Source organism: Pontibacter sp. MBLB2868 (genome assembly GCF_051904785.1).
Lineage (GTDB): Bacteria > Bacteroidota > Bacteroidia > Cytophagales > Hymenobacteraceae > Pontibacter.
This window is the reverse complement of sequence record NZ_CP196710.1, coordinates 2461092-2483504: the sequence shown is the minus strand read 5'-3', so window position 1 is coordinate 2483504 and position 22413 is coordinate 2461092. Positions and strand designations below refer to the sequence as shown.

General features: G+C 49.1%; 19 protein-coding genes and 1 pseudogene. 15 read left to right on the top strand and 5 right to left on the bottom strand.

Annotated features, from left to right (window positions below):
* Positions 1-102: 102 nt before the first annotated feature.
* Both ACSX1A_RS10505 and ACSX1A_RS10500 read right to left on the bottom strand, forming a co-directional pair.
* Positions 103-1449, bottom strand: coding sequence for an IS110 family transposase (locus ACSX1A_RS10505; RefSeq protein ID WP_439879608.1), 1347 nt, complete (start codon positions 1447-1449; stop codon positions 103-105).
* Positions 1450-1756: 307 nt separating this feature from the next.
* A complete protein-coding gene (locus tag ACSX1A_RS10500; protein ID WP_439879607.1) occupies positions 1757-2227 on the bottom strand; it encodes a JAB domain-containing protein in 471 nt (156 codons plus the stop codon).
* A gap of 532 nt (positions 2228-2759) precedes the next feature.
* Between ACSX1A_RS10500 and ACSX1A_RS10495 the strand changes: the two genes are divergently transcribed.
* The 3 genes from ACSX1A_RS10495 to ACSX1A_RS10485 all read left to right on the top strand — a co-directional run bounded on the left by ACSX1A_RS10495 (position 2760) and on the right by ACSX1A_RS10485 (position 5318).
* Positions 2760-3755: a type IV toxin-antitoxin system AbiEi family antitoxin gene (locus ACSX1A_RS10495; RefSeq protein WP_439879606.1), complete on the top strand. Its 996-nt coding sequence runs from the start codon at positions 2760-2762 to the stop codon at positions 3753-3755.
* Positions 3727-4569, top strand: a complete 843-nt coding sequence (locus tag ACSX1A_RS10490) for a hypothetical protein (RefSeq protein WP_439879605.1) — start codon at positions 3727-3729, stop codon at positions 4567-4569. The genes ACSX1A_RS10495 and ACSX1A_RS10490 overlap by 29 nt, the downstream gene beginning before the upstream one ends.
* 557 nt (positions 4570-5126) lie before the next feature.
* Positions 5127-5318, top strand: a complete 192-nt coding sequence (locus ACSX1A_RS10485; protein WP_439883550.1) for a nucleotidyl transferase AbiEii/AbiGii toxin family protein — start codon at positions 5127-5129, stop codon at positions 5316-5318.
* Between the two features lie 376 nt (positions 5319-5694).
* Here ACSX1A_RS10485 and ACSX1A_RS10480 read toward each other — a convergent pair whose 3' ends face one another.
* The gene (locus ACSX1A_RS10480) at positions 5695-6918 is read right to left on the bottom strand and encodes an IS256 family transposase (protein ID WP_439879586.1); all 1224 of its coding nucleotides are present in this window, start codon (positions 6916-6918) and stop codon (positions 5695-5697) included.
* A 142-nt stretch (positions 6919-7060) separates the two neighbouring features.
* On the opposite strand from ACSX1A_RS10480, the gene ACSX1A_RS10475 reads away from it, so the two are divergent.
* The 3 genes from ACSX1A_RS10475 to ACSX1A_RS10465 all read left to right on the top strand — a co-directional run bounded on the left by ACSX1A_RS10475 (position 7061) and on the right by ACSX1A_RS10465 (position 8486).
* Entirely contained in the window at positions 7061-7627 is a 567-nt protein-coding gene (locus ACSX1A_RS10475; protein WP_439879604.1) for an outer membrane beta-barrel protein, read from the top strand.
* 105 nt (positions 7628-7732) lie between these two features.
* A complete protein-coding gene (locus ACSX1A_RS10470; RefSeq protein ID WP_439879603.1) occupies positions 7733-7942 on the top strand; it encodes a hypothetical protein in 210 nt (69 codons plus the stop codon).
* 34 nt (positions 7943-7976) lie between these two features.
* Positions 7977-8486, top strand: coding sequence for a hypothetical protein (locus tag ACSX1A_RS10465; RefSeq protein ID WP_439879602.1), 510 nt, complete (start codon positions 7977-7979; stop codon positions 8484-8486).
* Between the two features lie 305 nt (positions 8487-8791).
* Here the strand turns inward: ACSX1A_RS10465 and ACSX1A_RS10460 are convergent, their stop codons facing one another.
* Positions 8792-9664: a hypothetical protein gene (locus ACSX1A_RS10460; RefSeq protein ID WP_439879601.1), complete on the bottom strand. Its 873-nt coding sequence runs from the start codon at positions 9662-9664 to the stop codon at positions 8792-8794.
* A gap of 165 nt (positions 9665-9829) precedes the next feature.
* Here ACSX1A_RS10460 and ACSX1A_RS10455 point away from each other — a divergent pair, with 165 nt between their 5' ends.
* From ACSX1A_RS10455 to ACSX1A_RS10435, 5 genes and pseudogenes are all read left to right on the top strand, one after another.
* Positions 9830-10663 carry an AraC family transcriptional regulator gene (locus ACSX1A_RS10455; RefSeq protein WP_439879600.1) on the top strand — a complete coding sequence of 278 codons (834 nt, stop codon included), beginning with the start codon at positions 9830-9832 and terminating at the stop codon, positions 10661-10663.
* A 129-nt stretch (positions 10664-10792) separates the two neighbouring features.
* Complete coding sequence (locus ACSX1A_RS10450) at positions 10793-12223, top strand: M20/M25/M40 family metallo-hydrolase (RefSeq protein ID WP_439879599.1); 1431 nt, start codon at positions 10793-10795, stop codon at positions 12221-12223.
* A gap of 180 nt (positions 12224-12403) precedes the next feature.
* Complete coding sequence (locus ACSX1A_RS10445; protein ID WP_439879598.1) at positions 12404-13900, top strand: aminoacyl-histidine dipeptidase; 1497 nt, start codon at positions 12404-12406, stop codon at positions 13898-13900.
* A gap of 5 nt (positions 13901-13905) precedes the next feature.
* On the top strand, positions 13906-14070 hold the full coding sequence (locus ACSX1A_RS10440) for a hypothetical protein (RefSeq protein WP_439879597.1): 165 nt from the start codon (positions 13906-13908) through the stop codon (positions 14068-14070).
* A 94-nt stretch (positions 14071-14164) separates the two neighbouring features.
* Positions 14165-14785 (top strand): annotated as a pseudogene (locus ACSX1A_RS10435) (LysE family translocator).
* 99 nt (positions 14786-14884) lie between these two features.
* On the opposite strand, the gene ACSX1A_RS10430 reads toward ACSX1A_RS10435, so the two are convergent.
* A complete protein-coding gene (locus ACSX1A_RS10430; RefSeq protein ID WP_439879596.1) occupies positions 14885-15010 on the bottom strand; it encodes a hypothetical protein in 126 nt (41 codons plus the stop codon).
* A 1324-nt stretch (positions 15011-16334) separates the two neighbouring features.
* Here ACSX1A_RS10430 and ACSX1A_RS10425 point away from each other — a divergent pair.
* Genes ACSX1A_RS10425 through ACSX1A_RS10410 form a run of 4 tightly spaced genes read left to right on the top strand, consistent with a single transcriptional unit; the run spans position 16335 to position 22262 of the window.
* Positions 16335-19544, top strand: a complete 3210-nt coding sequence (locus ACSX1A_RS10425) for a SusC/RagA family TonB-linked outer membrane protein (RefSeq protein ID WP_439879595.1) — start codon at positions 16335-16337, stop codon at positions 19542-19544.
* A 31-nt stretch (positions 19545-19575) separates the two neighbouring features.
* The gene (locus tag ACSX1A_RS10420) at positions 19576-21039 is read left to right on the top strand and encodes a SusD/RagB family nutrient-binding outer membrane lipoprotein (RefSeq protein WP_439879594.1); all 1464 of its coding nucleotides are present in this window, start codon (positions 19576-19578) and stop codon (positions 21037-21039) included.
* 22 nt (positions 21040-21061) lie between these two features.
* Positions 21062-21700, top strand: coding sequence for a DUF5011 domain-containing protein (locus ACSX1A_RS10415; protein WP_439879593.1), 639 nt, complete (start codon positions 21062-21064; stop codon positions 21698-21700).
* 22 nt (positions 21701-21722) lie between these two features.
* Positions 21723-22262, top strand: a complete 540-nt coding sequence (locus tag ACSX1A_RS10410) for a lipid-binding protein (protein ID WP_439879592.1) — start codon at positions 21723-21725, stop codon at positions 22260-22262.
* The last annotated feature ends 151 nt before the right edge of the window (positions 22263-22413 follow it).

Sequence of the window (22413 nt, the reverse complement as noted above, 5' to 3'; positions counted from 1 at the left end):
GTATTTGTTCTACTACTTCTGTAGTCCTCTGTTCTGCCCATGGAGTAATATTCTGGTATGCGTTCATAGGATTTAAGTTTTAAAACTTCTATATAACTTATCTTAAGCTGCTTCTTTTTTCAGTTCAGAGAGCTTCCGCTCCAGGTATACAATCTTGGCCTGCTTGAACTTCTGCTGATAAGCAGTCAATTCCACAGGTCTAAACTCTTGCTGACAAGATACCATCTTGTAATAGATAGTGGCAATCTTGTTAGCTGTTGCAACTATGGCATACCGGTTTCCGCCTCTAGCCTTCATGCGACGGAAGTAGTCGCCGAGCCAGTTGTCGCTCCGCTGCACGGCATTGGCGGCGTTGCGGAATGCCTGGCTGGCCGGGTTAGGCTTCTTTTTCATCACTGTGCTGCTGATGAGCTTCCCGCCTGACACTTTGTTGTTGGGGCACAAGTTGAGCCACGAGACGAAATGCTTGGCCGTCTCCCACTTTCCCATGTCCGTGCCCGTCTCAGCCAAAATCTCCAGAGCGGCAATGTCGCTGATGCCGTAGATGGCCATCACGTCTACGCCCAGCACACCCTTTAGGTAAGCACAGGTGTTAAACAAGGGCTTGTTCCTATTGGCCTTCTTTGTCGAGGCCATTTCGTGCTCAGGCTCGGCTAGCATGAAGACCTCACTTCGGTAACGCTGCAGCTGCCGCTCAATGGCGGCATCGCAGCAAGCGATGCGTCCGGTGTAGTACTGGTAGCTCGTGTAGCAGTCCTCCAGCAGGTAAAGCTGCTCTTCCCGCCAGTTGCCCTGCAAGGACTTGAGAATGGTAGCCCGGTCGGCCCTGATGTTGCTCTCAATGCAGGCCAGGAAGACTTCCGGTGTCCGCTCCCCCCGCAGTATGGCTTCAATGATGCGTGTGCCCGTCTTGCCTGTGATGTCGCGGATGAGGGTGTGCAGCTTGACGTTCATCACCTCCAGGGCCTTCTGCATCCTCAGAACGCACCTGCCCCTGTCCTGCATCAGGGTTCTGCGGTGACGCACCAGCGTGCGCAGGGCCTCCTGCTCATCCTCGGGCAGGTAGCTGCTCTTGAGCAGCCCGCAGCTGTGCAGCTTCTGGATCCAGCGCGCGTCATCTTCATCATTTTTCCTGCCGCTCACGTTCTTGACCTGCTTGGCATTGACCAGGTACACCTCGAAGCCACGCTGGATAAGCAGGCTGAACAGGGGCTTCCAGTACACGCCCGTGCTCTCCATGGCTACCGTGTCCACCCCGCACTCCTGCAGCCAGGCGGCGATGGCCTCTAAATCGCAGGTCATCGCCCCGAAAGACTTGACCGGTGTCTCGTCCCTGCCCTCGGGCACAGCGACGGCATGAACAGTGTCTCCTACGTCAATGCCTGCCGCGTTCGGATTGAGCAGCGGCATGTTGACCATACTTTCTTTGACTGAGGCTCGCTTTTTCATACGCATCATTCTTTGGGTTAAGCACAAAAGCCCTGCCTGCTGCCCAGCCAGCTCACTCTTCTATGCGGGCTCCCGCGCCCAGTCTGAAACCAGAAGAGGCAGCAGAACCATACTAGCGGTTGAGTTCACGCACTCAATGTTAGGAAAGGCCTTACTGCAAAAGCTCTTGTCTTTAGAGAAACTGCTCCCACAGAAATTTGGCTATGCATGCACAAAGTTATTAAGCCCGAAACACTGGGTACCCAATATTGATACTAGTGGATAAATCAGTTAATGTATTGTGGCTAAATGTTTCGGAAGAGAGGGGCTATAAAAGCCCCTCGTCTGCCATGGAATAATATGTTTCGCTCGTCAGGATCAGGTGGTCTAATAGCGTCATGTCCAGGAGCTCTGCGCCCTGCTTGATCTTTTTGGTCAGCTGCAGGTCCGCCTGGCTGGGCTTAAGATTCCCGCTGGGGTGGTTGTGGCAGAGGATGATGCCGGAGGCGCAGGCTTTGAGCGCTGCCACGAAGATGAGCTTGGGGTCGGCGACAGTGCCGGCTACGCCTCCTGTAGATACCTCGAAGATGCCCAGCACGCGGTTGGCGCGGTTCAAAAGGAGTACCTTGAACTGCTCTACGAATTCTATCCTGCCCATGTCCCAGCTGACCTTGAGCACTTGATAGGAGTCGGTGGAGCAAGTGACCTGCGGCCTGTCAGCAGGCTTTACCTTGTTACGATAGGTAAGCTTTACTTCGGCTGCTCTGGTGAAAGCGGAGGTTTTAGCGGTCTTTTCCATAATCTTGATGTTTTAATTTGAGGAAATTGATTATGGTGCCCCACTCTGCCTTCGGTGCCGGACTAAAGGCAAGGTGGAGCCAAAGAAAATGTGGAGGGTCCGCTTGAAGCGGATACCCATTTTGTTTGGACGACCTTGTTCCTGTGTCCGGACCGCAAGGCTACCTTTGCCCCAAAATGAATGACCTGGGACTTTTACTTTGAAGTGGCATTAAGGATGCTGCTTGTTGTAGTTAGGCTGTCACCACCATTACTGCTCTGCTGTTGAGATGTGGGACTACTGAAATCCTATAGTGGGTATGTGTGGGGTTGTTTTACATGTTTTTCTAGAAGGTACATGCATGTAACTAAAAAACTGTGCCTTCCCGGCACTTGGCTAGTCTTGATTAGGAAATCTACTGAGTTGAATTGTGGCGGATAAAGAAGCAAGGTGTCGTTCTTATTGCAGTCGTAAAGTTGTTGAATTAATTAATCCTTCATTTGTTCGTGTTTTTAGCTTGTTCGTTTTTTGCGAACATCATATATTTGCGAACATGGAAGAAGATATATTACATACTGTTGTCAGGAGACTGGAGAAGATTCTTGGACTGGGTAGCGTTATGCTCCGAGAAAAAGGCAAACCGAAAGACTTTTTAACAGACGGCGTGCTGCAAATCAAGAGGGGAAGCTACCGGCGGGACTGGCCCGTGGAAGTGAGGCAGGAGCTGACGCCGGCCATGTTGCCGCGCCTGCTGCAACAGCTTCGGTACATTAAGCCATTGATGCTGGTGTCAGCCTACATTACCCCGAATGCCAGGCAGCTGCTGCAACAGGAAAATGTGGCCTATGCTGATGCTGCAGGAAATGTTTTTATAGCCGACGACCGGTTGCTATTGCACATAGAAACAGGAAAAGCAGAAAAAGTACCTATAGCAGTCAATAACCGCCCCTTCACCAAAACAGGTCTGAAGGTGCTATATTTGCTGCTACAACATCCGGAGTATGTTAATGAGCCGTACCGGTTCATTGCAGAGAAAGCAGGCACGGGCTTGGATACAATCAGTAAAGTCTTTAAGGCGCTGCTGATAGAAAAGTATATTCTCCCGTTGGATAGCAAGAAGTATAAGTGGGATAAAAGGGAGCATTTATTGCTGAGCTGGGTAGATGCTTATACTAAAACGCTTAAGCCCAGATTAAAGCAGCGCACATTCAGACCTCTAGATAAAGAAAAGGACTGGAAAGACTATGTACTGCCACCTGATACTTGTTGGGGAGGGGCCAATGCGGGAGACCTGCTAACCGGTAACCTGATCGCCGATTACTGGACGGTATACACGCTGCAGGATTACAAGATGCTCATGAAAGAAATGAAGTGGGTTCCGGACACAGGCGGTCCAATCCGTGTGGTGGAGAAGTTCTGGGAAGGAGACTGTGAGGATGACCACGTGCCACCGTTGATTGCTTACGCTGATTTAATAGAAGGGGATGATCCAAGATACCTGGAAACTGCTAAAATAATATATGAAAAACACCTACAACCTCTCATATGATGCCTTGAAGGCACCTGGTCTTAGAGACGTGCTGCACCAGGTAAGCAGCACGTGCAGGGCTGTAGGAGTGGACTTTTTTATGGTGGGGGCAATTGCCCGAAATGTATGGTTTGCCTCGCATGACGAGTTCCCAAGAGGCACAAAAGACATAGATTTTGCTGTTTACATACCAGATATATCAAATTACAATCTTCTGAGGAAAGAGCTGATGGAACGATATGGTTATCGGGACAGGACAGAGAACGCCTATTGTCTGCTCAGCCCAAGTGGTGATCAAGTAGACTTGCTGCCTTTTGGAGAGATAGAGATGGAAGGGCAGGTGATGATACAGGGCAAAGGTTTAGTGTCCATTAACCTGGACGGGTTCAGGGAAGTGTATGAGCAAGGACTGGAATCAGTCCGGTTGGGCGAGCAGCAGTATGCCATCTGTAGCATTCCCTCTGTCATCATTCTAAAACTTATAGCTTTTGACGATCGACCCGAGCACCGCGTCAAGGATGTAAAAGACATAGCAGGTATTGTGCATCATTACCCCTACTTGGAAGATGAGCATGTATGGGCGAGTTATTTTGATCTATATGAGGGAGAAAGGTCGCACGAGGACGTTGCAATGATCGGACTGGGAAGGGAAATGCAGCACATTGTTAGAGCAAACGCGAAGCTGCATGAAAGACTGGTATCAATCTTAAACAAGGGCATTGTAGGAGAGTCTCGCCTGGCAGACCTGATGATGATAAATAGCAGCAAGGAAAGTGTGGAGCAGAAAAAGCAAACGCTGAAGAACTTGTTGCAAGGGCTGATGGACGTATGCTGAATACATTTGTGGATATTGAAATTTTTGTAGGCAACTCCTTTAAAAATACATATTGTTCATCGTGTAGTGCATTCTGCAGCCTTACATCTGGTAAGGGGATTTTCAGTATACATCCTGCTGTAATTCCTTATAAATGCTTATTCCTTGAAAGGGAAATGAATGATTTCTGCAGGAATTGACTGAATTGAACATAAATGGTTTAGACAAAAAGTCAGGTATTAAGCTCATGCAAAGCAAAATTCAGAAGCTGGAACCGAAAGAGAAAAAGACGCTGATGAAGTATGCGCTGGAGTATCCTCTCGCGTAAGGACATTTCTTGGAGCAATCATGAGTGTTAATTCAAGGGAAGAGGGCATATTGCCTTTGAGGGATAGCTTAAATCCATTAGCAACTTATACATTAGGTATAAATAATATTCTGCTGCCAACAGCTTCCCAATGGTTTATTGACTAGATGAGACTTCACGAAAAAAAAGCGCTACTACAGGACGTTATCCAGGCGGCCTCACCACAATTTGAAATAAGGGAGAGCTATGTAAAAAAGGATTATTGGTAACCGTGGACTTGTATCATGTCTTCCACTCAGAAGTTGCCGGTCAAGCAGTTTTTAAAGGTGGAACAGCGTTATCCAAATGCATTAAGTTAATTGAACGCATTTCAGAAGCTATCAATTTGGTTGTATTAAAGAACCAAGGTGAAACGGAGAATCAACTGAAAAGTAAAATTCGCTCTGTAAGTAAATCATTTTAAAAGTGTTACTAGAAACCCAGGTTGATGGACTTGTCTTACTATCAACTCAATAAGCAGCCAGTTAGACTGCTATAAGCGCAAAGGAGAGGCCTCATCTGCTATGACAATGGCCTCTCCCTCTAAAACCGCTGCAGCTACCCTGGTCTGGATAATTAGTCTCACTTGAACCACAGCAGTTTATCGTAATAAATTTAAAGATTATTTGGTGATGAGGATAAAAACTTGAGGTTAATCAGTTAATGTAATTTATGACACAACAGCCGCTCTACCGGGAGTGTAATTTAAACTGTGTCATTTCCATATTTTCATTTATTGGCCCTGTTGGTGTACTGGTGTGAATCCTTACAGCAACAGGGCCAAACTTTTAAAGTGCGTCTCACTTCAAGTCCAGCTGCATTCTGTCCCCAAACCAGATAGAGAGTTGCTGGGCCGTCTGGCTCCAGTTGCTTAGCGGCATGACCCATTTTTTGCTGATGTTCTGGTGAGACAGGTAAATCAGTTTTAGCAAAGCCATATCCGTTGAGAAAGCTCCTTTGGTCTTGGTCACCTTCCTGACCTGGCGGTGAAAGCCTTCAATCGTGTTTGTGGTATAGATCAGCCTTCTGATCGGCTCGGTGTACTTAAAGTACGTGCTCAGTTTGTCCCAGTTTCGCTGCCAGCTCTCGAGCACCTTGGGGTACTTTTTACCCCACTTCTCCTCCAACTCCAATAGCCGCAGCTCGGCCAATTCCTTTGTTTCTGCCCGGTACACGGGCTTTAAGTCTCTGATGAATTCTTTCTGGTCCTTAGAGCCCACATACTTGATGCTGTTGCGGATCTGGTGCACGATACAGCTCTGCACCTCGGTCTGGGGGAAAACACTTGTGATGGCCTCGGCAAAGCCCTTGAGGTTGTCAATGCAGGCGATGAGCATATCTTCCACGCCCCGCTGCTGCAGATCGGTAAGTACCGAGAGCCAGAAAGTAGCCCCTTCGCTTTCGGATACATACACGCCCAGCAGCTCTTTGTGGCCGTGGCGGTCAATGCCCAGAATATTGTAGACAGCTTTAGAGATGGTGCGCCCTTCCTGTCTGACCTTGTAGTGCATGGCGTCTAGCCAGACAATGCAGTAGAGCCCATCCAATGGCCGGGCCTGCCATTCCTTGACCTGGGGCACGATCTTCTCGGTGAGGGCGGCTAAGGTGTCGTGGGAGATGTCCATGTCATACATCTCCTTCAGATGCGAAGAGATGTCCCGAAGGCTCATGCCCAAACCGTACATACTCAAAATGCGGGGCTCCAGGTTCTCGGCCAGCACCGTCTCCCGTTTGCGGATGATCTGCGGCTCAAAGCTTGCCGAGCGATCGCGGGATGATTCTACTTCAATCATTCCATCTGAGGTGCGAACTTGCTTTGATACTTTGCCGTTGCGGCGGTTGCCTTGCTGGCGCTGCTCAGCGTCCAAGTGCAGGTCCATCTCCGCGTCCAAAGCGGCTTCTAAGAAATGTTTTAACAGAGGGCCTAAGGCGCCGTCTTTGCCAAAGGTGGGTTTGCCGCTCCTAAACTCTTCCAGGAACTGGCGCTTGATCTTTTCCAGATCCAGCTCGTTTTTTTCTTCCATGTCAACTGTGTTAAAGGTAATACTCCTAATCCTTTGACACAGTTTATTTTACAGTCTCTTCTACCACATAGCGGCTGTTTTTGTTTATATAAATATCATTATATTTAAGCACAATAACATCTTAACCATGAAGCACTCGCCTGTGAAAACATTCTGTTTAACCCTTCTCTTTGCATTCGCACTTACTTTTTCTTCCAATGCCCAGACCCAAAAGGGTACACTGATGATCGGTGGCTCGGGGACAACCAACTTCAACGATGGCTTTGCGATTACACTTAATCCGAATCTAGGTTACTTTTTTGCTGATAACATTGCCGTAGGCAGCTCCCTCAATCTAAGCTACTCGCGTGTCAAGCCCTTCCGCAATATTGGAATAGGCATAAGCCCGTTTGCCCGTTACTATTTTGGTGAGCAGGCTCCTACACGTCTCTTTGCTCAGGCCAACGCTGCATATTCTTATAATCACAACGAAGGGATTAGTAGTACTGACTACAGCTCTAACTCCTATACTAGCAGCTCTGTAGGAGGGGGCCTTGGGGTAGTGCACTTTATTACGGAGCAGGTGGGGCTAGAGGCACAGTTCTTCTACAACAACGTTAAAAGTCAGTGGAATAATGACCAGGGCATGTCCTCCTCATCACCAAGAGATGGAAGATTTGGCATAAACTTCGGAGTGCAGATCTACTTACCAAGAACTACAGAAAGGTAATTCTCTAAAACAGGTGAATGCCGCTTCCCCAATTTAAGAAACAACTCTTTTAACCTTGGTTTAGCACTATCTGAAAGTAAGGATACGCTGCTTATCTCTGTTGAGTTGGGCAAAACAAAAGGCTACGACGATATTTACCTGAGCAAGTGGGACGGAAGCAACTGGACCAAACCCAAGAACCTGGGTAAAAGCGTAAACACCCGTCAGCCTGAGTTCGCTCCGTTCCTGGCCAACTACTCGTTGTTCTTTTCGAGAAAAGACGGTGACGCGGCCATTATCAATGCGGTTCCACTAAAAGAGAGGGCAGGGGGGTAGCCAGGAGCCAGTAAAGTTGACCCGAAGTATAAACATGGAGAATGCTTTTAACGCCTACTATAAAAAGCAAGGCGACCGCGAAGTATGGATCACGGCTAAAAGCGAAGGAGCTTATACAGCCTTTACCAGCGGCGGTGAAGTGACAGAGAAGGTGCCAGTAGTGGCTGTGGCAGAGCCTGAGGAAACCGTAAAGCCAGCACCTGCACCGGTAAAGGAAGAAGTAACTGCTGAACCAAAGGCAGCTGGTCTGACACTTCCATACACGTTAAACCAACTATACTTTGGCCGTAACGAAGAAAAAGAGTTTGCCAGGTATCTGAATGCATTGCCTGAGGGAACATCTATTCAGGTAAAGGGGTATTCGGATGGAACAGGTTCTGAAGCGGCTAAGGCGAGTGTGAGCAAGAGACGCGCCCAACTGCTCCAATATTACATCAAGCATAATTTCGCGCAGAAATCTTTCTCTGTATCCACAGACCAAGAAGTGCTCAGCGGAGAAGGTGCAGCTTACCGCAAAGCTGAAATAAGCGTTTTTAATTTGTAGATAATGATAAAGTAGAAACAGGCTCTTTAGATAGGGTATAACTCTACTGCCTCATACGGTTCCAGCGAGGCCACAGAAGACCTTTCCTGCTCCCGCAGCTCAAACTGATGCGGCGACTACCGTAGTGGCACTTACCTGATCGACGGGAGCCTAGCTTTGGCTCATCAGCTACCTATTTCACCCACAAAGGAGGACCATGACCATTGGTGGGTGTGAGGTGTCATGTGCAGCCCCTGCGTTTGAACCTGTATGGAGTTGCGGAGTTAAGCTAACAATTCCAAAATAATAAAAGTTGAAAGCAGGAGCTAATCATTTGGTTCATCTTCATCTCTTTCTTTCCAACCAATGATGGGAGGATCTACTGACTTCGTCTCTGGCCCTTCAGCTTCATCAGTGGCTGTACTGGCATCAGCATTACTATATAGCACGAAAGAAAGGACAAGAAAACCTAGAATGACATAGGCAGGATATTTTAGCTCCTCCATCCTGTAGCCATAATCAGGCAGTAAGATGATCAGGTTCACAAAGAAAGCCAGCATCGCGTAGATAGGGTAGGAGCCTTTCCGCCCTAAAGCTTTGTTGACAGCGATGATGGTCAGCCCCCAGGCTATTGCCAAAGGAGCGCCATGTGTAAAAAGGTAAAGTGCGCACAGGCCTCCATCACAGCCGCCATCGGCATAGTGCCCCATCGACCAAAAGGTTATGACTGCTGCAAAGGGGATCAGTAGGAGCGTGAGGGTACCTTTGTTAAGAATGCCCCTAAGGTTAGAGCTCTGCATGGTGTGCTGTGCTGTATCCCATTCCTCTACAGGTTGGTTCAGTATGTATTTTCTGCTGCCTGTCAGCAGGTAGACGGCGGGCCCGAAATTAAGCAGGATCACCATAAGTAGCCAAAAAAGGCTACCGGAATACAGGAGTTCTGCAAGTGCCCCCCGTGCATACAAAGAAACAGCAGCATTTAGCAGCGCCAACGCGGCTGCACCCTGTATCGCTTGCTTTAGATGGCGATGGCTATCAACAAACAGAATGAAGACTGTAATATTAGCGGTCAGCGAGACCAACGAGATGAATTTGAAATCTCCTTTGTAAAAGGAGAAGAGCTGAGACAGGATCGAAAGTGCAACATAAACAAACAAAACATTCCGATAAGCGTTGTTGGTAAGGGTCGATTTTATCATTGTGAGGGCAAGCAGGCGCTGGTTGGATCAACGAATATACTATGATCCCTTATTTAATGATTTATTTACCATTATTTTATTAAGAAAAGTGTGGCAGAAGGCCGTACCAGCTTTGCTTAATTGCGGCAATACTTCATACCTTTACTTATTCTCAGCTGGATCGCCATGCATCACGTCACGGAGCGCCATATTTTTGAGTCCAGGCTCTACATTGAGCGCAACCTTGGAGAAGGGTTGAGTGGTGAGCTTATTGCCCAGAACGCTTTTCTGAGTTATTTCCATTACCAGCATCAGTTCAAGGTCTGCACCGGGGAGTCGGTCTGGCAGTATGTGAAACGGTTGCGAATGGAGAGGGCCTGTTTTCTGCTTGCCTTCACTTCATTGCCGGTCTCAGATATTGCCTATCAGATCAATTTTGAGAGTTCGGCCGCTTTCAGTAAAGCGTTTCGGTCGTGGCACGGGATGTCCCCCCAAAAATATCGTCTGCAGTCTATAGCATCGCCGGAGCATCAGCTACAACAAGCATACGACTGGAATAAGGTGAAGATAAGGCACTTGCCGGAGCAGGTGATTGCCGCCTTCAGATCGGAAGGGGCAACACATTTGCCGAAAGGTTATTTCAAGTGGCAGCAGTTTACCAGCCTGCTTACAGGAAGCGATGTTTCCCTGATCGGGAGATCGCCGGATCAACCTGGTATTACGCCACTCTCAAAGCTGCGCTGGGATACTGCTCTCCCCTCAGACAGACTGCCCCTCGAGCTCAAGCAGGTACTAAAACAAGAACAACTGCTATTCGAAGACACGATCCCGGCAGGAAAATACCTGGTGGTCCCTTTTGCTGGTTTTGGACGCCCGTTCACGGCACATTTTCCCCACATACTGACTTACCTGCGAAACCAAGGGTTAGAGCTTTCCCTGACTGGTTGCTTTTTTCAGGAGTTGCGCCAGCATGCCCCCGGTAGTCAGTGCCTGACCGATCTATACATCCCTATCCGCTAATTCAGCAAAAATGGACAACTAACTGCCAAAGCAGCCCAATAGCTTTGCAGTATGAAACTGTTATTATTGCCTTTAGCAGGGATGCTGCTGCTTTCTTCTGCGGAGGCTCAACACTCAAAACTGTCCAATATGAAGAAAGTAGAAGTTTTATGCCAGGATCAACAGCGTGTTTGGCTCAAGGAGCTGTGTCAGTTTGCCGCAATCCCAAACAACGTCTTTGTACCGTCACAGGTACGTGAAAACGCGCATTACCTGCAGGTGCTGTTGCAGGAACACGGATTTAATGTAGAGCAATGGGACACTCCTTCCGGAAAGCCCTATGTATTTGCCAGTCTCATCACAGATGAGAACTTACCGACGCTGTTGATCTACTCGCACTACGACGGGGTCCCGGTAGACAGCCAGTATTGGACCAGTGATCCCTTTGTGCCGGTGTTAAGGGATGGAACGGGTAAAACATTGCGCCTTGAGGAGGCCCTGCAAGACCCGGAGCATGCCCGGCTGTACGCCCGTTCTGTGGCTGACTCCAAGAATGCCACCATCTCCCTATTGGCCGCACTCAGTACGATCAAAGAGGAGGGGGCCAAACCGGGCATCAACCTGAAGCTGCTCCTGGACGGAGAGGAAGAACTGGAGTCGCCGTACCTGAAGGAAACGGTGCTGGCGCACAGGCAGGAGCTGACCGCTGACCTGATGATTTCCGCTTCCGGGGAGGCACATCAGAGCGGGCTGCCCACGATCGCCTTCGGGGTAAGGGGCATCCTGATGCTGGACCTTACCCTGTATACGGCCACGACGGATATGCACAGCGGACACTTTGGTAACTTTACGCCGAATGCGGCCCTTGAGATGGGGCACCTGCTTGCCTTGCTGAAAGATCGTGACGGAAAAGTGAAGGTGCCAGGCTTTTATGACGGGATAGTGCCGCTCACAGCCCAGGAACACGAGGTGATTGACCGGGTCCCGCCTATCGAGGAGATGATCAAGGAACAGTTTGGGATCCGGAAGACTGAACAAGCCAGGTCATTGCAGGAGCTTATTAACCAACCCACTTTCAACGTTCGGGGACTGCAGGCAGGCTATGTGGGGGAGCAGGCCAGCAACATCATTCCATGCTCCGCACAGGCAAGCATTGACATGCGGCTGGTGGAGGGCATGGACCCGGATACCCTGTACCTATCCTTCGTGCAATATTTACAGGAAAAGGGATACGCTGTGTCAGCGACAGCACCGACGGCAGCGCAGCTGCGCACCAGCGGTCCTATCCTCCATGTACAACGCAGGGGATGTTTTAAGGCGGTGAAGGCAAACATGCAGGCAGGACTGCCGCGCCAGGTACTGCAAGTTGTGCAGCAAAGCACAGTGGAGCCATGGGTTGTGGAGCCAACAGAGGGGGGAAGCCTCAACTTTGAGGTGTTCCGGGAACTAGGAACAGACCTGATCACCCTGCCCGTCAGTAACTTTGACTGTAACCAGCATACGCATGATGAAAATCTGCGTCTTGACTTCTTTTTAAGGGGCATTGCCATCTTCAAAGCCTTGGTCGAGTTCAAGCCCTAAGCCCCTGCAGGCAGGCATCGACCTGCCAATGAAAGAGGGTGCCTAAGTCCTATGGACACAGGTATATCTACCTTTCTCGTGGGGTGAGGTGATCTACAAAGATTTACAGCACAGCGCGCATGTACAGACGGCAGGCAGCTATAGACACGAAGTAACAACGTAAACTTATAACAAAGAAAGATGAACGTAAAGCAGGAGGAGGTACTGAAACTGGAACCCCAGCTCCTTTGGAGGTTCTTTTCAGCAATAAATGCTATCCCGAGAGCATCCCGGTGCGAAGAGAGGGTTGCGGCCCTGATCATGGCATTTGGGAAGCAGCATGGTTTTAATACAACGCAGGACGAAAAAGGGAACGTGTTGATCCGCAAGCCAGCCACTGCAGGTATGGAAAACAGAAAGACGGTGCTGCTGCAAGGGCATCTGGACATGGTGCACCAGAAAAACGCCGATACTTCTTTCAATTTCGATACGCAGGGCATTGAGATGTACCAAGATGGTGACTGGGTAAGGGCCAATGGGACGACCCTGGGGGCTGACAATGGGATCGGTGTGGCAGCAATGCTGGCGGTACTGGCCTCTGAGGCCTTACCTCACCCGCCCTTGGAGCTGCTGTTTACGGTCGATGAGGAGGTGGGTGCAACAGGCGCCATGGGGCTATCGCCTGATCTGCTGCAGTCGGATATCCTGTTGAACCTGGATTCAGAGGATGAGCAGCAGCTGACCACTGGTTGTGCTGGAAGCCTGGATGTTACAGTGAGCGGCACTTATGAACAGGAATACCTGCCAGAAGGCTGGCAAGGATACAGGCTCGTTGTGATGGGACTTACTGGCGGACATTCCGGTGTGGACATTCATACGGGAAGAGGCAATGCCAATAAGATTTTGATCCGATTGCTTACTTTGGTCTCCGAGGCACTCGAGTTCCGGCTTTGTTCCCTTGACGGGGGAAGCATGCGCAATGCCATTCCCCGTAGCGCCTCGGCTGTGCTAGCTGTACAGCAGGCAGGCATCCCGGTATTGCATGAGCGTATCCTTGCAGCAGCAGCAACTATAAGGGGTGAATTTGTCAACACGGATCCAAAACTGGAGATCCGGTTAGAAGCTGTGATGCCTCCTGTTCGTGCGATGCCTGCAGGCTTTCAGCAGCGGCTGCTGCAGGCAATAGGTGCTTGCCCAAACGGAGTATACCGCATGAGTCCTGTTATGGAGCACCTGGTACAGACCTCCAATAATTTATCACGTGTGTTGGTCGAAGACGGCGCCTTTCATGCGCTGAACCTCACCCGTAGCTTTATCGAAGGTGAAAAAGACGAGGTGGCCCGCTTGATTGCGCACGCATTTGCACCGGCTGGTGCTGCGGTTACTTGCTCAGGAAATGTCCCTGGCTGGAACCCTGCAACCGGGTCTGACATAGTCAGGCTTGTCAGCGATGTCTATCAGAAGATCTTCCGCGTGGCTCCTGTCCTGCGTGCCATACATGCCGGTCTGGAGTGTGGCATCATTGGGGCAAAATACCCGCACCTGGAGATGATCTCCTTTGGACCGAACATACGAGATGCCCATTCCCCGGATGAGCGGGTACAGGTAAGCTCTGTACAGAAGTTCTGGAAACTGCTGCTTCATGTACTCCAGGAGATACCCGAAAATGATACCTGTACCCGGAAGCTGAAAAGTTAACATGTATGGGAGTGCAGGTAGCAGAAGCCTTCTGCAGGCAGGGAGTACTATACAACGGGAACCCTGTTACGCCTGGTGGAATGGCCATGGCTGTTGGCAATTTTGCTGCAGCGGATCAGGTCAACCGGGGTGAGGATAAATGCTATCAGGAGAAACAATGGAAAGCATGACAGCTGCTGTATCACCGCTTGGAGCGCCTTCTGGAAATTTACCACATAACAAGTCGAAAGCTGAAGCTGAAGCTTCAGCCCAAAGCAAATCACCATGGCAGGTATAGTAAACTTCAAGGCTTTTTTGCTGACAGCCGTTCTTTTGAACCTGACGCCCGGCACAGACACACTCTATATCCTGTCAAGGACGATCTTCCAGGGGAGGAGGGCAGGTGTGTATTCTGCCTTGGGGATAGGCTTTGGTACTTTTGTACATACCCTTATGATCACGCTGGGCCTTTCCGTGTTGCTTGCACAATCTCCTATTTTATGCAACACAGTGAAGTATGCCGGGGCAAGTTATCTTTTTTATCTGGGGCTGAGATCTCTATAGAAACAGACTGGGAACAATGAGATGCGTGTTCCTTCTTTGAAAATGAACGGGCGCAGCTTATTTATTGAAGGAGCCGTGACAAACATCATGAATCCGAAAGTAGCGCTATTTTTCCTGGGGTTCTTAGTTCAGTTTGTTCACCCCAACAAAGTCGAGTGTCCGATGCCATACTTTCTGCTTGGAGTGACCTTTATGGCTACTGGTACTACCTGGAACATGGTGCTGGCCTTTTTTGGCACCAGCCTCAAACGGTATGTTGCTCCTGGCAACAGAACGGGAGCATATTTAGAGAAAGCACTGGCTGTTGTATTTATCTTCCTGGGCATCGGCGTAGCCTTTTAGTTGGTCCATAGAGCAGCAGCAGGGGATGTGCAAAATGAGCGTAGTTTAAGCTATCCGCTCTTGTTTGAACATTAGTTCTATGTTCATTCGCATACTTGTTCACACAATCCACTGACCAGGTGCTCCATGCTTCGTGCCCATGCGGTTCAAATGATGGCATATTGGCAGGGTAAGCGGGTGCAGGTCATTGTGGTGTACAACGATCAGAACGTTTTTCAGGGCCAAAAGCCCTGTCTAAAACCTGTCCTATTGCCTAAACAGGATATTGAACAGTTGGTGGAGCATGCGCATGGGCGGGTTTTCCTGGGGGCAGTAAGGGGAGACCCAACTTTGCACTTGGCTTAGAAGATAACCAGCTGGAGATGGGGCCATTGGGAAGCATAAGTAATTACCCCTGGATCTTAGTAGCATCTCACTTGGCAAGTGAAAATAGCGCCCTGCTTATTTATGCAACATCCATGTTGGTTCTGCTTTTCGATCAAACACAGAAAGATGTGTTGAAACCAAGCATCCTGGCCGTGGTACCGCAAAGATAACCTGGTAAACGGGTAGGTATTCAGAACAGGGAAGCTGAAATAAATTCGTGCAGCAGGTCACCAGTGGTTTGACATAAAATGAACCACCCGCTCCAGGGACAGGAAAAATTGCGGCAGTGCCTCCAAGTGTAACCTGGAGACAGGTTCGCGTGCCTGGGCTTGGCCTATACCACAGGGGGATATTATTGCTAATTCTACCAGTAGGGACCAACAAACACTTGGCTATAACTAAAAAGGCCATCAAAAGAACAGAGGTGGCATATAGGGGAACCTCAGTTCCCAAGCTTACAACTGCAGCCTTTCAGGTGTGAGCGAAACGGTTGTAGTAACAGAAAAGGATAGGCCTGCCTTGCTTCTAGGCCAGTAATGCAGGGCTTGATAAACCCAAGGGGGTTGGTTTTGACTAGTTTTATGCAGGTACAGATGCAGGCATGGCCTTATCCACTTTTCCCATTTCGGCGCAGCAAGGCTCCTGCCTGTTTGTTGGAGCTATCTGACGTAGTGATAAGCCAGAAAGTGTATGTTTTGGTTGATGGAATATTATCATTTGATGCACTACGGCAGTTTTCTACCGCTTGTTTGATGTAGTACCTTAAAGTCTTTTCCAACCTGCAGCCTTCGCACGAAACAAGGGCTTCCCAAGCCTTTAAATAGTAGTAACCCTCATCTGTTATAGGCAGGATTATACAACTATTCTGTAATGAAAGCGCTGTTTATTTGCAACTGTTAGACAATGGGTTATATGGTTTCGTGAGGTTGAGCCGACAGGTGCAGGGAGCTATAGTAAACGATTATACATGATGCGATGAATTGTGTAGCTCGTATGCTCCAGGTGATTTTTGCAGGCTTCTTGAGTGCGTATTTACACCTCTTCCTAAATCCTTCACGTCCATCCCACCGCTGCTTTAAACACAGAGACCAAGGCTCTTAATAGTTGCTAGGACCTCAATTGACGTGGTTGGTTAAAAGCTTTCACCATTACCTTTTATATCAATTCAATCTAAACAATTTCTATGAGAAGATTAGTACTTTTGAACATGGCGATGCTGCTGGTGCTTGTAAGCCAGGCATGGGCGCAAAGCCGAACGGTCTCCGGACGTGTAACCGACGCTGCGAACGGACAACCCTTGCCTGGCGTAAGTGTCGTGGTCAAAGAGACGAATACGGGGGTAGCCACCGGGGTAGACGGAAACTATACAGTAAACGTGCCCCCCACCGGCGCTACGCTCCAGTTTCGTTATATCGGGTATGCCACTACAGAGAAAACCGTTGGAAGCGAGTCAACCATAAATGTGGCCTTGGGTCCGGATACTAAACAGCTGCAGGAAGTCGTGGTGACCGCCTTAGGTGTTGAGCGGGAGGAGCGATCCCTTGGCTATGCGGCCAGCTCCGTGAAAGCTGAAGAAATTACCAGGGCCAGGGCTACCAGCCCAATGAATGCGCTGCAGGGCAAAGTGGCAGGTGTAAACATCTCCAGTGCTTCCGGTGCTCCGGGGGCATCTACAAAAGTTATCCTGCGCGGTTACTCCTCTATTGGCGGAAATAACAATCCCCTTTATGTGGTGGACGGCGTACCTGTAGACAATGGGTCTGGCAACTATTCTGCCGGAGGGGTAAACAGAACCCAGGACTTCGGTAACCGGGCCAACGATCTCAACCCCGATGATATCGCTTCGATCACTATCCTAAAAGGTGCCTCGGCTACCTCCCTGTATGGTTCCAGGGCTGCGAACGGTGTCATACTAATTACGACCAAGAAGGGAAGTGCGGGAGAAAAAGTAAAGGTGGACTTCACCAGTTCTGCCACTTTCTCTGATCCTTTGTTTTTGCCTCAGTTGCAAAATACCTTCGGGCAGGGCTGGAGTGGAGAGTTTAATTCCCAGGAAAACGGAAGCTGGGGACCTAAAATGGACGGCAGAGACCGCCTGTGGGGCAACGTGGTGGATAACGCACAGCAGCTAAAGCCTTTCGCGGCCCAGAAAAACAACATCAAAGATTTTTACGAGACAGGGACTTCCTTCATCAACAGCATTGGCGTGAGCGGAGGTACCGAAAAATCCACATTTTACCTGTCTTACAGCAACGCCAATGAGAACGGTATCATTCCGACAGACGCAGACTCTTACAAGCGAAACACAATTGGGCTGAGAGGTTCAACGCAGGGTGACCGCCTGTCGGCTTCCTCTAACCTTAACTATGTGCGGAAGGATGTAAAGGCGGTAACTGCCGGCCAGGGCACCGCCGGTGGAAATGCCCTGTTTCAGGAAATGATTCAGATTCCAAGGGACATGAGCATTGTCGACTTCAAGGATATAAGCAACAAGTTCAATGTAAATGATAATTACTTTACCAAGTATGCCCAGAACCCCTATTGGACAATCATCAAGAACGGAAACAACTATGCAGAGAACCGTATCTACGGGAATGTCAACATCGGCTACAAACTAACCGACTGGCTGACAGCATCTGCCAGGGGGGGAGGAGACATCTCTAACGCGCTGCTGCAAGACTGGATTACACCTTATGTGCACACGCCGGGCAGTCCCAATGCTTCCCGTAACGGATCAAACGGTCGTGTAAGTGAAACAACCTCCTTCACGCGTGAACTGAACAGCGACCTTTTGTTAACCAGCAACACCGATTTGATGGCTGACCTGCATTTGAGTGCTCTGGCCGGTTACAACATCAATGAACGCTACAGAAAAGTGAACAATGCCTTTATCACGAATCTGAGCATCCCGGACTTTTACAACCTTTCCAACTCTTCTGACCCGGCTACGGCAAGTGCTTCGGAAAGCCTGAGGAGGCTGCATGGTGTTTACGCACAGACAGAGTTCTCCTTTAGAAACTATTTGTATTTGACCCTGAATGCCCGTAATGACTGGTCCTCCACGCTGCCAAGCGACAATAATTCCTTCTTCTACCCTGGTGTGAACACGAGTATCGTATTCACGGAGATGTTTCCTAGTGTGTTACCAAGTGTACTTTCACATGGTAAACTAAGGGCAGCCTGGGGACAGACAGGTAACGACGCCGATCCATACAGCATCGCCTCGGTATTCATTCCAGGACATGTGGGGCTACCTTTCGGTAACATTTACTTCCCTATCAATGGCGTGAGCGGTTTTGAGAGATCCAACCAGATCGGCAACCTGAAACTACAGCCTGAAATCACGACTGAGTATGAAGTGGGTGCCGAGTTAAGCTTCCTCCGTAACAGGATCAATGTTGACATCTCTTACTACAACAGGGTGACTTCTGATCAGATCCTCCCTGTTCCGGTTGCTCCTTCTTCCGGCTATACTACCCAGGTGATGAACTTTGGAAAAGTGGAGAACAAGGGCATCGAGTTCTTGCTGAGCGCAACACCTGTGCAAACCAGTGACTTCAGGTGGGATGTTCGCTATACCTTCTCCAATAACCGCAACAAAGTGCTTGAGCTGCGGGAAGGGCTGAAACAAGTAAGGCTTAATGGAACCTTCAATACTGATTTCCTTGCGCTGGAAGGTCAGCCAATAGGCGTGTACTACAGCTATGACTATAAGCGCAATGATGCAGGAGACATCATTGTGAATGAAGCGACAGGCATGCCCCAGCGCACGGATGAAAAAGTTTATGTAGGTAATGCACAGGCAAAGTACCTGATGGGCCTTTACAACACGCTGGATTACAAAGGGCTGAACCTGTCGATTGGCTTTGACTACCGAAATGGCGGTCTGTTTTATTCCTACACACAGCGACTGTCGCAGTTCGTGGGCAATACCACCAACACCCTGTACAATGACCGTCAGCCGTTCATTGTGCCTGGGTCTGTGGTTACGGTAGACGCAAACGGTGACGGCAGCCCGGATAAAGATGATGATGGCAATATCATTTACAGGGAAAACACTACACCGATCAACATGGAGAACATTGCCAACTACTGGAACCCAACCAGCAACCCGGCAATCGAAAGAGAGCACCTGCGGGAAAGAACTTTCCTGAAGCTGAGAGAGCTGGCGCTAGGGTACAACTTACCTGCGTCTCTAGTAAAAAAGACGCCATTCAATGCAGTTAGTGTGAGCGTTGTGGGTAGAAATCTCCTTGTGTGGGCCCCTGAGGGAAACAACATCATTGACCCGGAGTCTACAACGTTCGGGAATGACCTGAGAGGGGAATTCGGAGAGTTTGCCGCCGGTCCGACTACGAGAAGTTACGGTATAAGTCTAAAAGTAGGTTTTTAAATCAAAGGCACTTTAGTATAAAGTAAATCAAATGAAAAAAATAATAAGATATATAGGAGTCGTTCTTGCTGTGCTGTCTTTCTCAGCCTGCGAAAAAGACTTCCTGGACGTGAACACAGATCCCAACAACCCGGTAGATGCACCCTCAGAACTAGTATTTCCTGTCGCTGCAGCTTCCACAGCCAGTGTGGTGGGCGGGCAGTACGCCATCATCGGAGGCATTTGGTCGCAGTACTACACACAGAGCCACACAGCAAACCAGTATAAAACCATTGATGTCTTCAACGTATCCTCCACATCTTTTGAGGATCAGTGGGAGGAGTTATATGCGGGCGCACTGAATGACTATGAATTCGTGAAGGAGAAGGCTGTGCAAGAGCAAAACTGGAACTCCTATCTGATGGCCACCGTGATGGAGGCCTACACCTACCAGGTGCTTGCCGATCTGTATGATAAGATACCGTTCGACGAAGCGCTTGCAGGAGAAGAGGGAAATCTGAGCCCTGTGTTCAGGGACGGGCAGGTCGTATACGATTCGTTAATTGTTCGACTTGATAAGGCCCTGGCAAAGCCAATTACTTCCGTGGCTACTGGTAAAACAGGTGCAAATGATGTTGTTTTCGGGGGCAAGATGGACCAATGGGTGCGATTCGCGAATACTTTAAAATTGAAAATGTACCTTCGACAGGTGTATGCCCGTCCGCAAGTGGCGGAGGCGGGAATCAAAGCCCTGTACAATGCCAATGCTCCTTTCCTGACAAGCGATGCCAGCTTGGATTTTTTCATAGATGCTGACAGTAAGCGAAACCCGCTATACGAGCAGGACCAGAAAGCACTGAGCGTCAACAATAACCTCAGGGCCAGTAATACGATGCTTTCTTTCCTGACAGCGAATAATGATCCGAGGCTGGATAAAATTTACATTCCGGGCAAAGGAGGGTACAAAGGGATGGAGCAAGGCAATGTGGAGTTGTCAAGTTCTGCGCTGGATCCGGAAACGGTATCCAGGGCGTTGATCCTGCCGACTGCCCCGACATACTTTATTTCTAAGTCGGAGAGCTACTTCCTGCAGGCTGAGGCAGTCCTTCGTGGCTACGGAACGGGAGACGTTGTTGTGCTTTACAACCAGGCGGTCGATGCTTCTTTTGCTCAGCAAGGGCTGGACAGGGGAAATCTTTATCCTTTCCCGGCTGGTGCCTCATTTGAGGACAAGCTGAAGGCGATCATCGTTCAGAAGTGGGTGGCATTAGCAGGCACCTATCAGGGTATAGAAGCCTTCCTGGAGAGAAACAGGACGAATTATCCAGCTACTAGCCCTGTGGCAACATCATCGGACACCTATGTGCCTGGGCAGTTTACCTATCCTGTGAATGGCATAACGGGTGGAGTGTTTGTGAAGCGCTTTGTCTGGCCAAGTAAGGAGACGACGCGCAACCCGAATGCTCCAAAGACAATCGAACCAGCGACAAAGCCAGTTTGGTGGGACATCAATTAATGAAGATTAAACAGATTAAATCATGAGAAAATTAAAATTCTTATACCTGCTGCTAGCCTTAAGCATGTTTTCTTTTTCCAGTTGTGAAAAGGAGCTGGACACGGAGGGAATTTCCAGAATAACATATTTCCCATCGGTAAGCCTGAAGGGGGAGCAATGGAATTCGATTCTTGCCGGCACAACTTTTAGCGATCCTGGTGCCGAGGCGACCGAAGGGGGCGAAATGATTGAAGTGGAGACCAAGGGTACGGTCGACACAAACGTTCCCGGTGTGTATGTGATGACTTATACTGCGACAAACAAGGATGGCTTTTCTACTTCGGTAAGGAGGTATGTAGGTGTGATAGATCCGGCTGTGGCCGATGCGGACATGAGCGGTAAATACCAGCGAGACGCCGGTGCTTACGGTGTCTCTACTGTCACCAAGCTTGGGTTAGGGCATTATGTGACGGATAATGTGGGAGGGGTTGCCACACCTGGGCCTGCCACAACAGTACACTTCTTTCATTACCAGGATAATAAGTTGGGAGTTCCTGCACAGGATGTGGCAGGCAGTGAGTTCGCGGCCACTAGTGCAACTGTTAATATGGGAAACAGCTACAGCTGGTCTGTAATCAACAGCGGCTATGGGGCAGCCATTCGAAAATTTGTCAAGCAATAATCGTTTTTAAATTAAGCTTCTTATGAAATTAAGATTCACATACATTTTTGTCATGCTGATTTCACTTGGTCTCTTGTCTGCCTGTGAAAAAGACGCGCCGGAAGTGGAATATACAGCTACTTACCCTGTATCGGGAGAGTGGTACGTACGGTATAGTGTTGAAACTGCTCCGGGAAATCTGGAGGTAGTCAAAGACTACACCAAACTCATGACAACGAACACGGCTGCGAATACATCCAGTGAGCTGCTGGTGACAGATCAACTAAGCGCGGATGCGGCCGGGGCTTATAAAACCTTTAAGGTTAAGGCTACCGTTGATGTGGAGAACCTCGCGTTTTCCGCCAGCAACAGCAACAACCTGGCAACAGTAAAGAAAGTAGCCAAAACAAACAAAGTGACTATTTTGGATGGTAAAGTTATCAAGAACGGTGTAACAGCTGCTTCAGGAGTTACAACTGACAGCATATACTTCAAACTTCAGTTCTCTGATGATGCTACAGGTACCACATACCATGTCGCCGGATACCGCAGAACGGGGTTCCTGGAAGATGAACACCACTAATCTAAGTTACTTTTCTTCATAGCTAAACTTAAGTTAAAAGAGGGGCCTATTGGCTCCTCTTTTTTTGGTAGCTATCGAGCGAACCAGTTTGTTGGCTTTTTAAAACACTTTCCTGCTGGACTGGCGAAGGCTTGGTTGTGCGGTGAAGGTA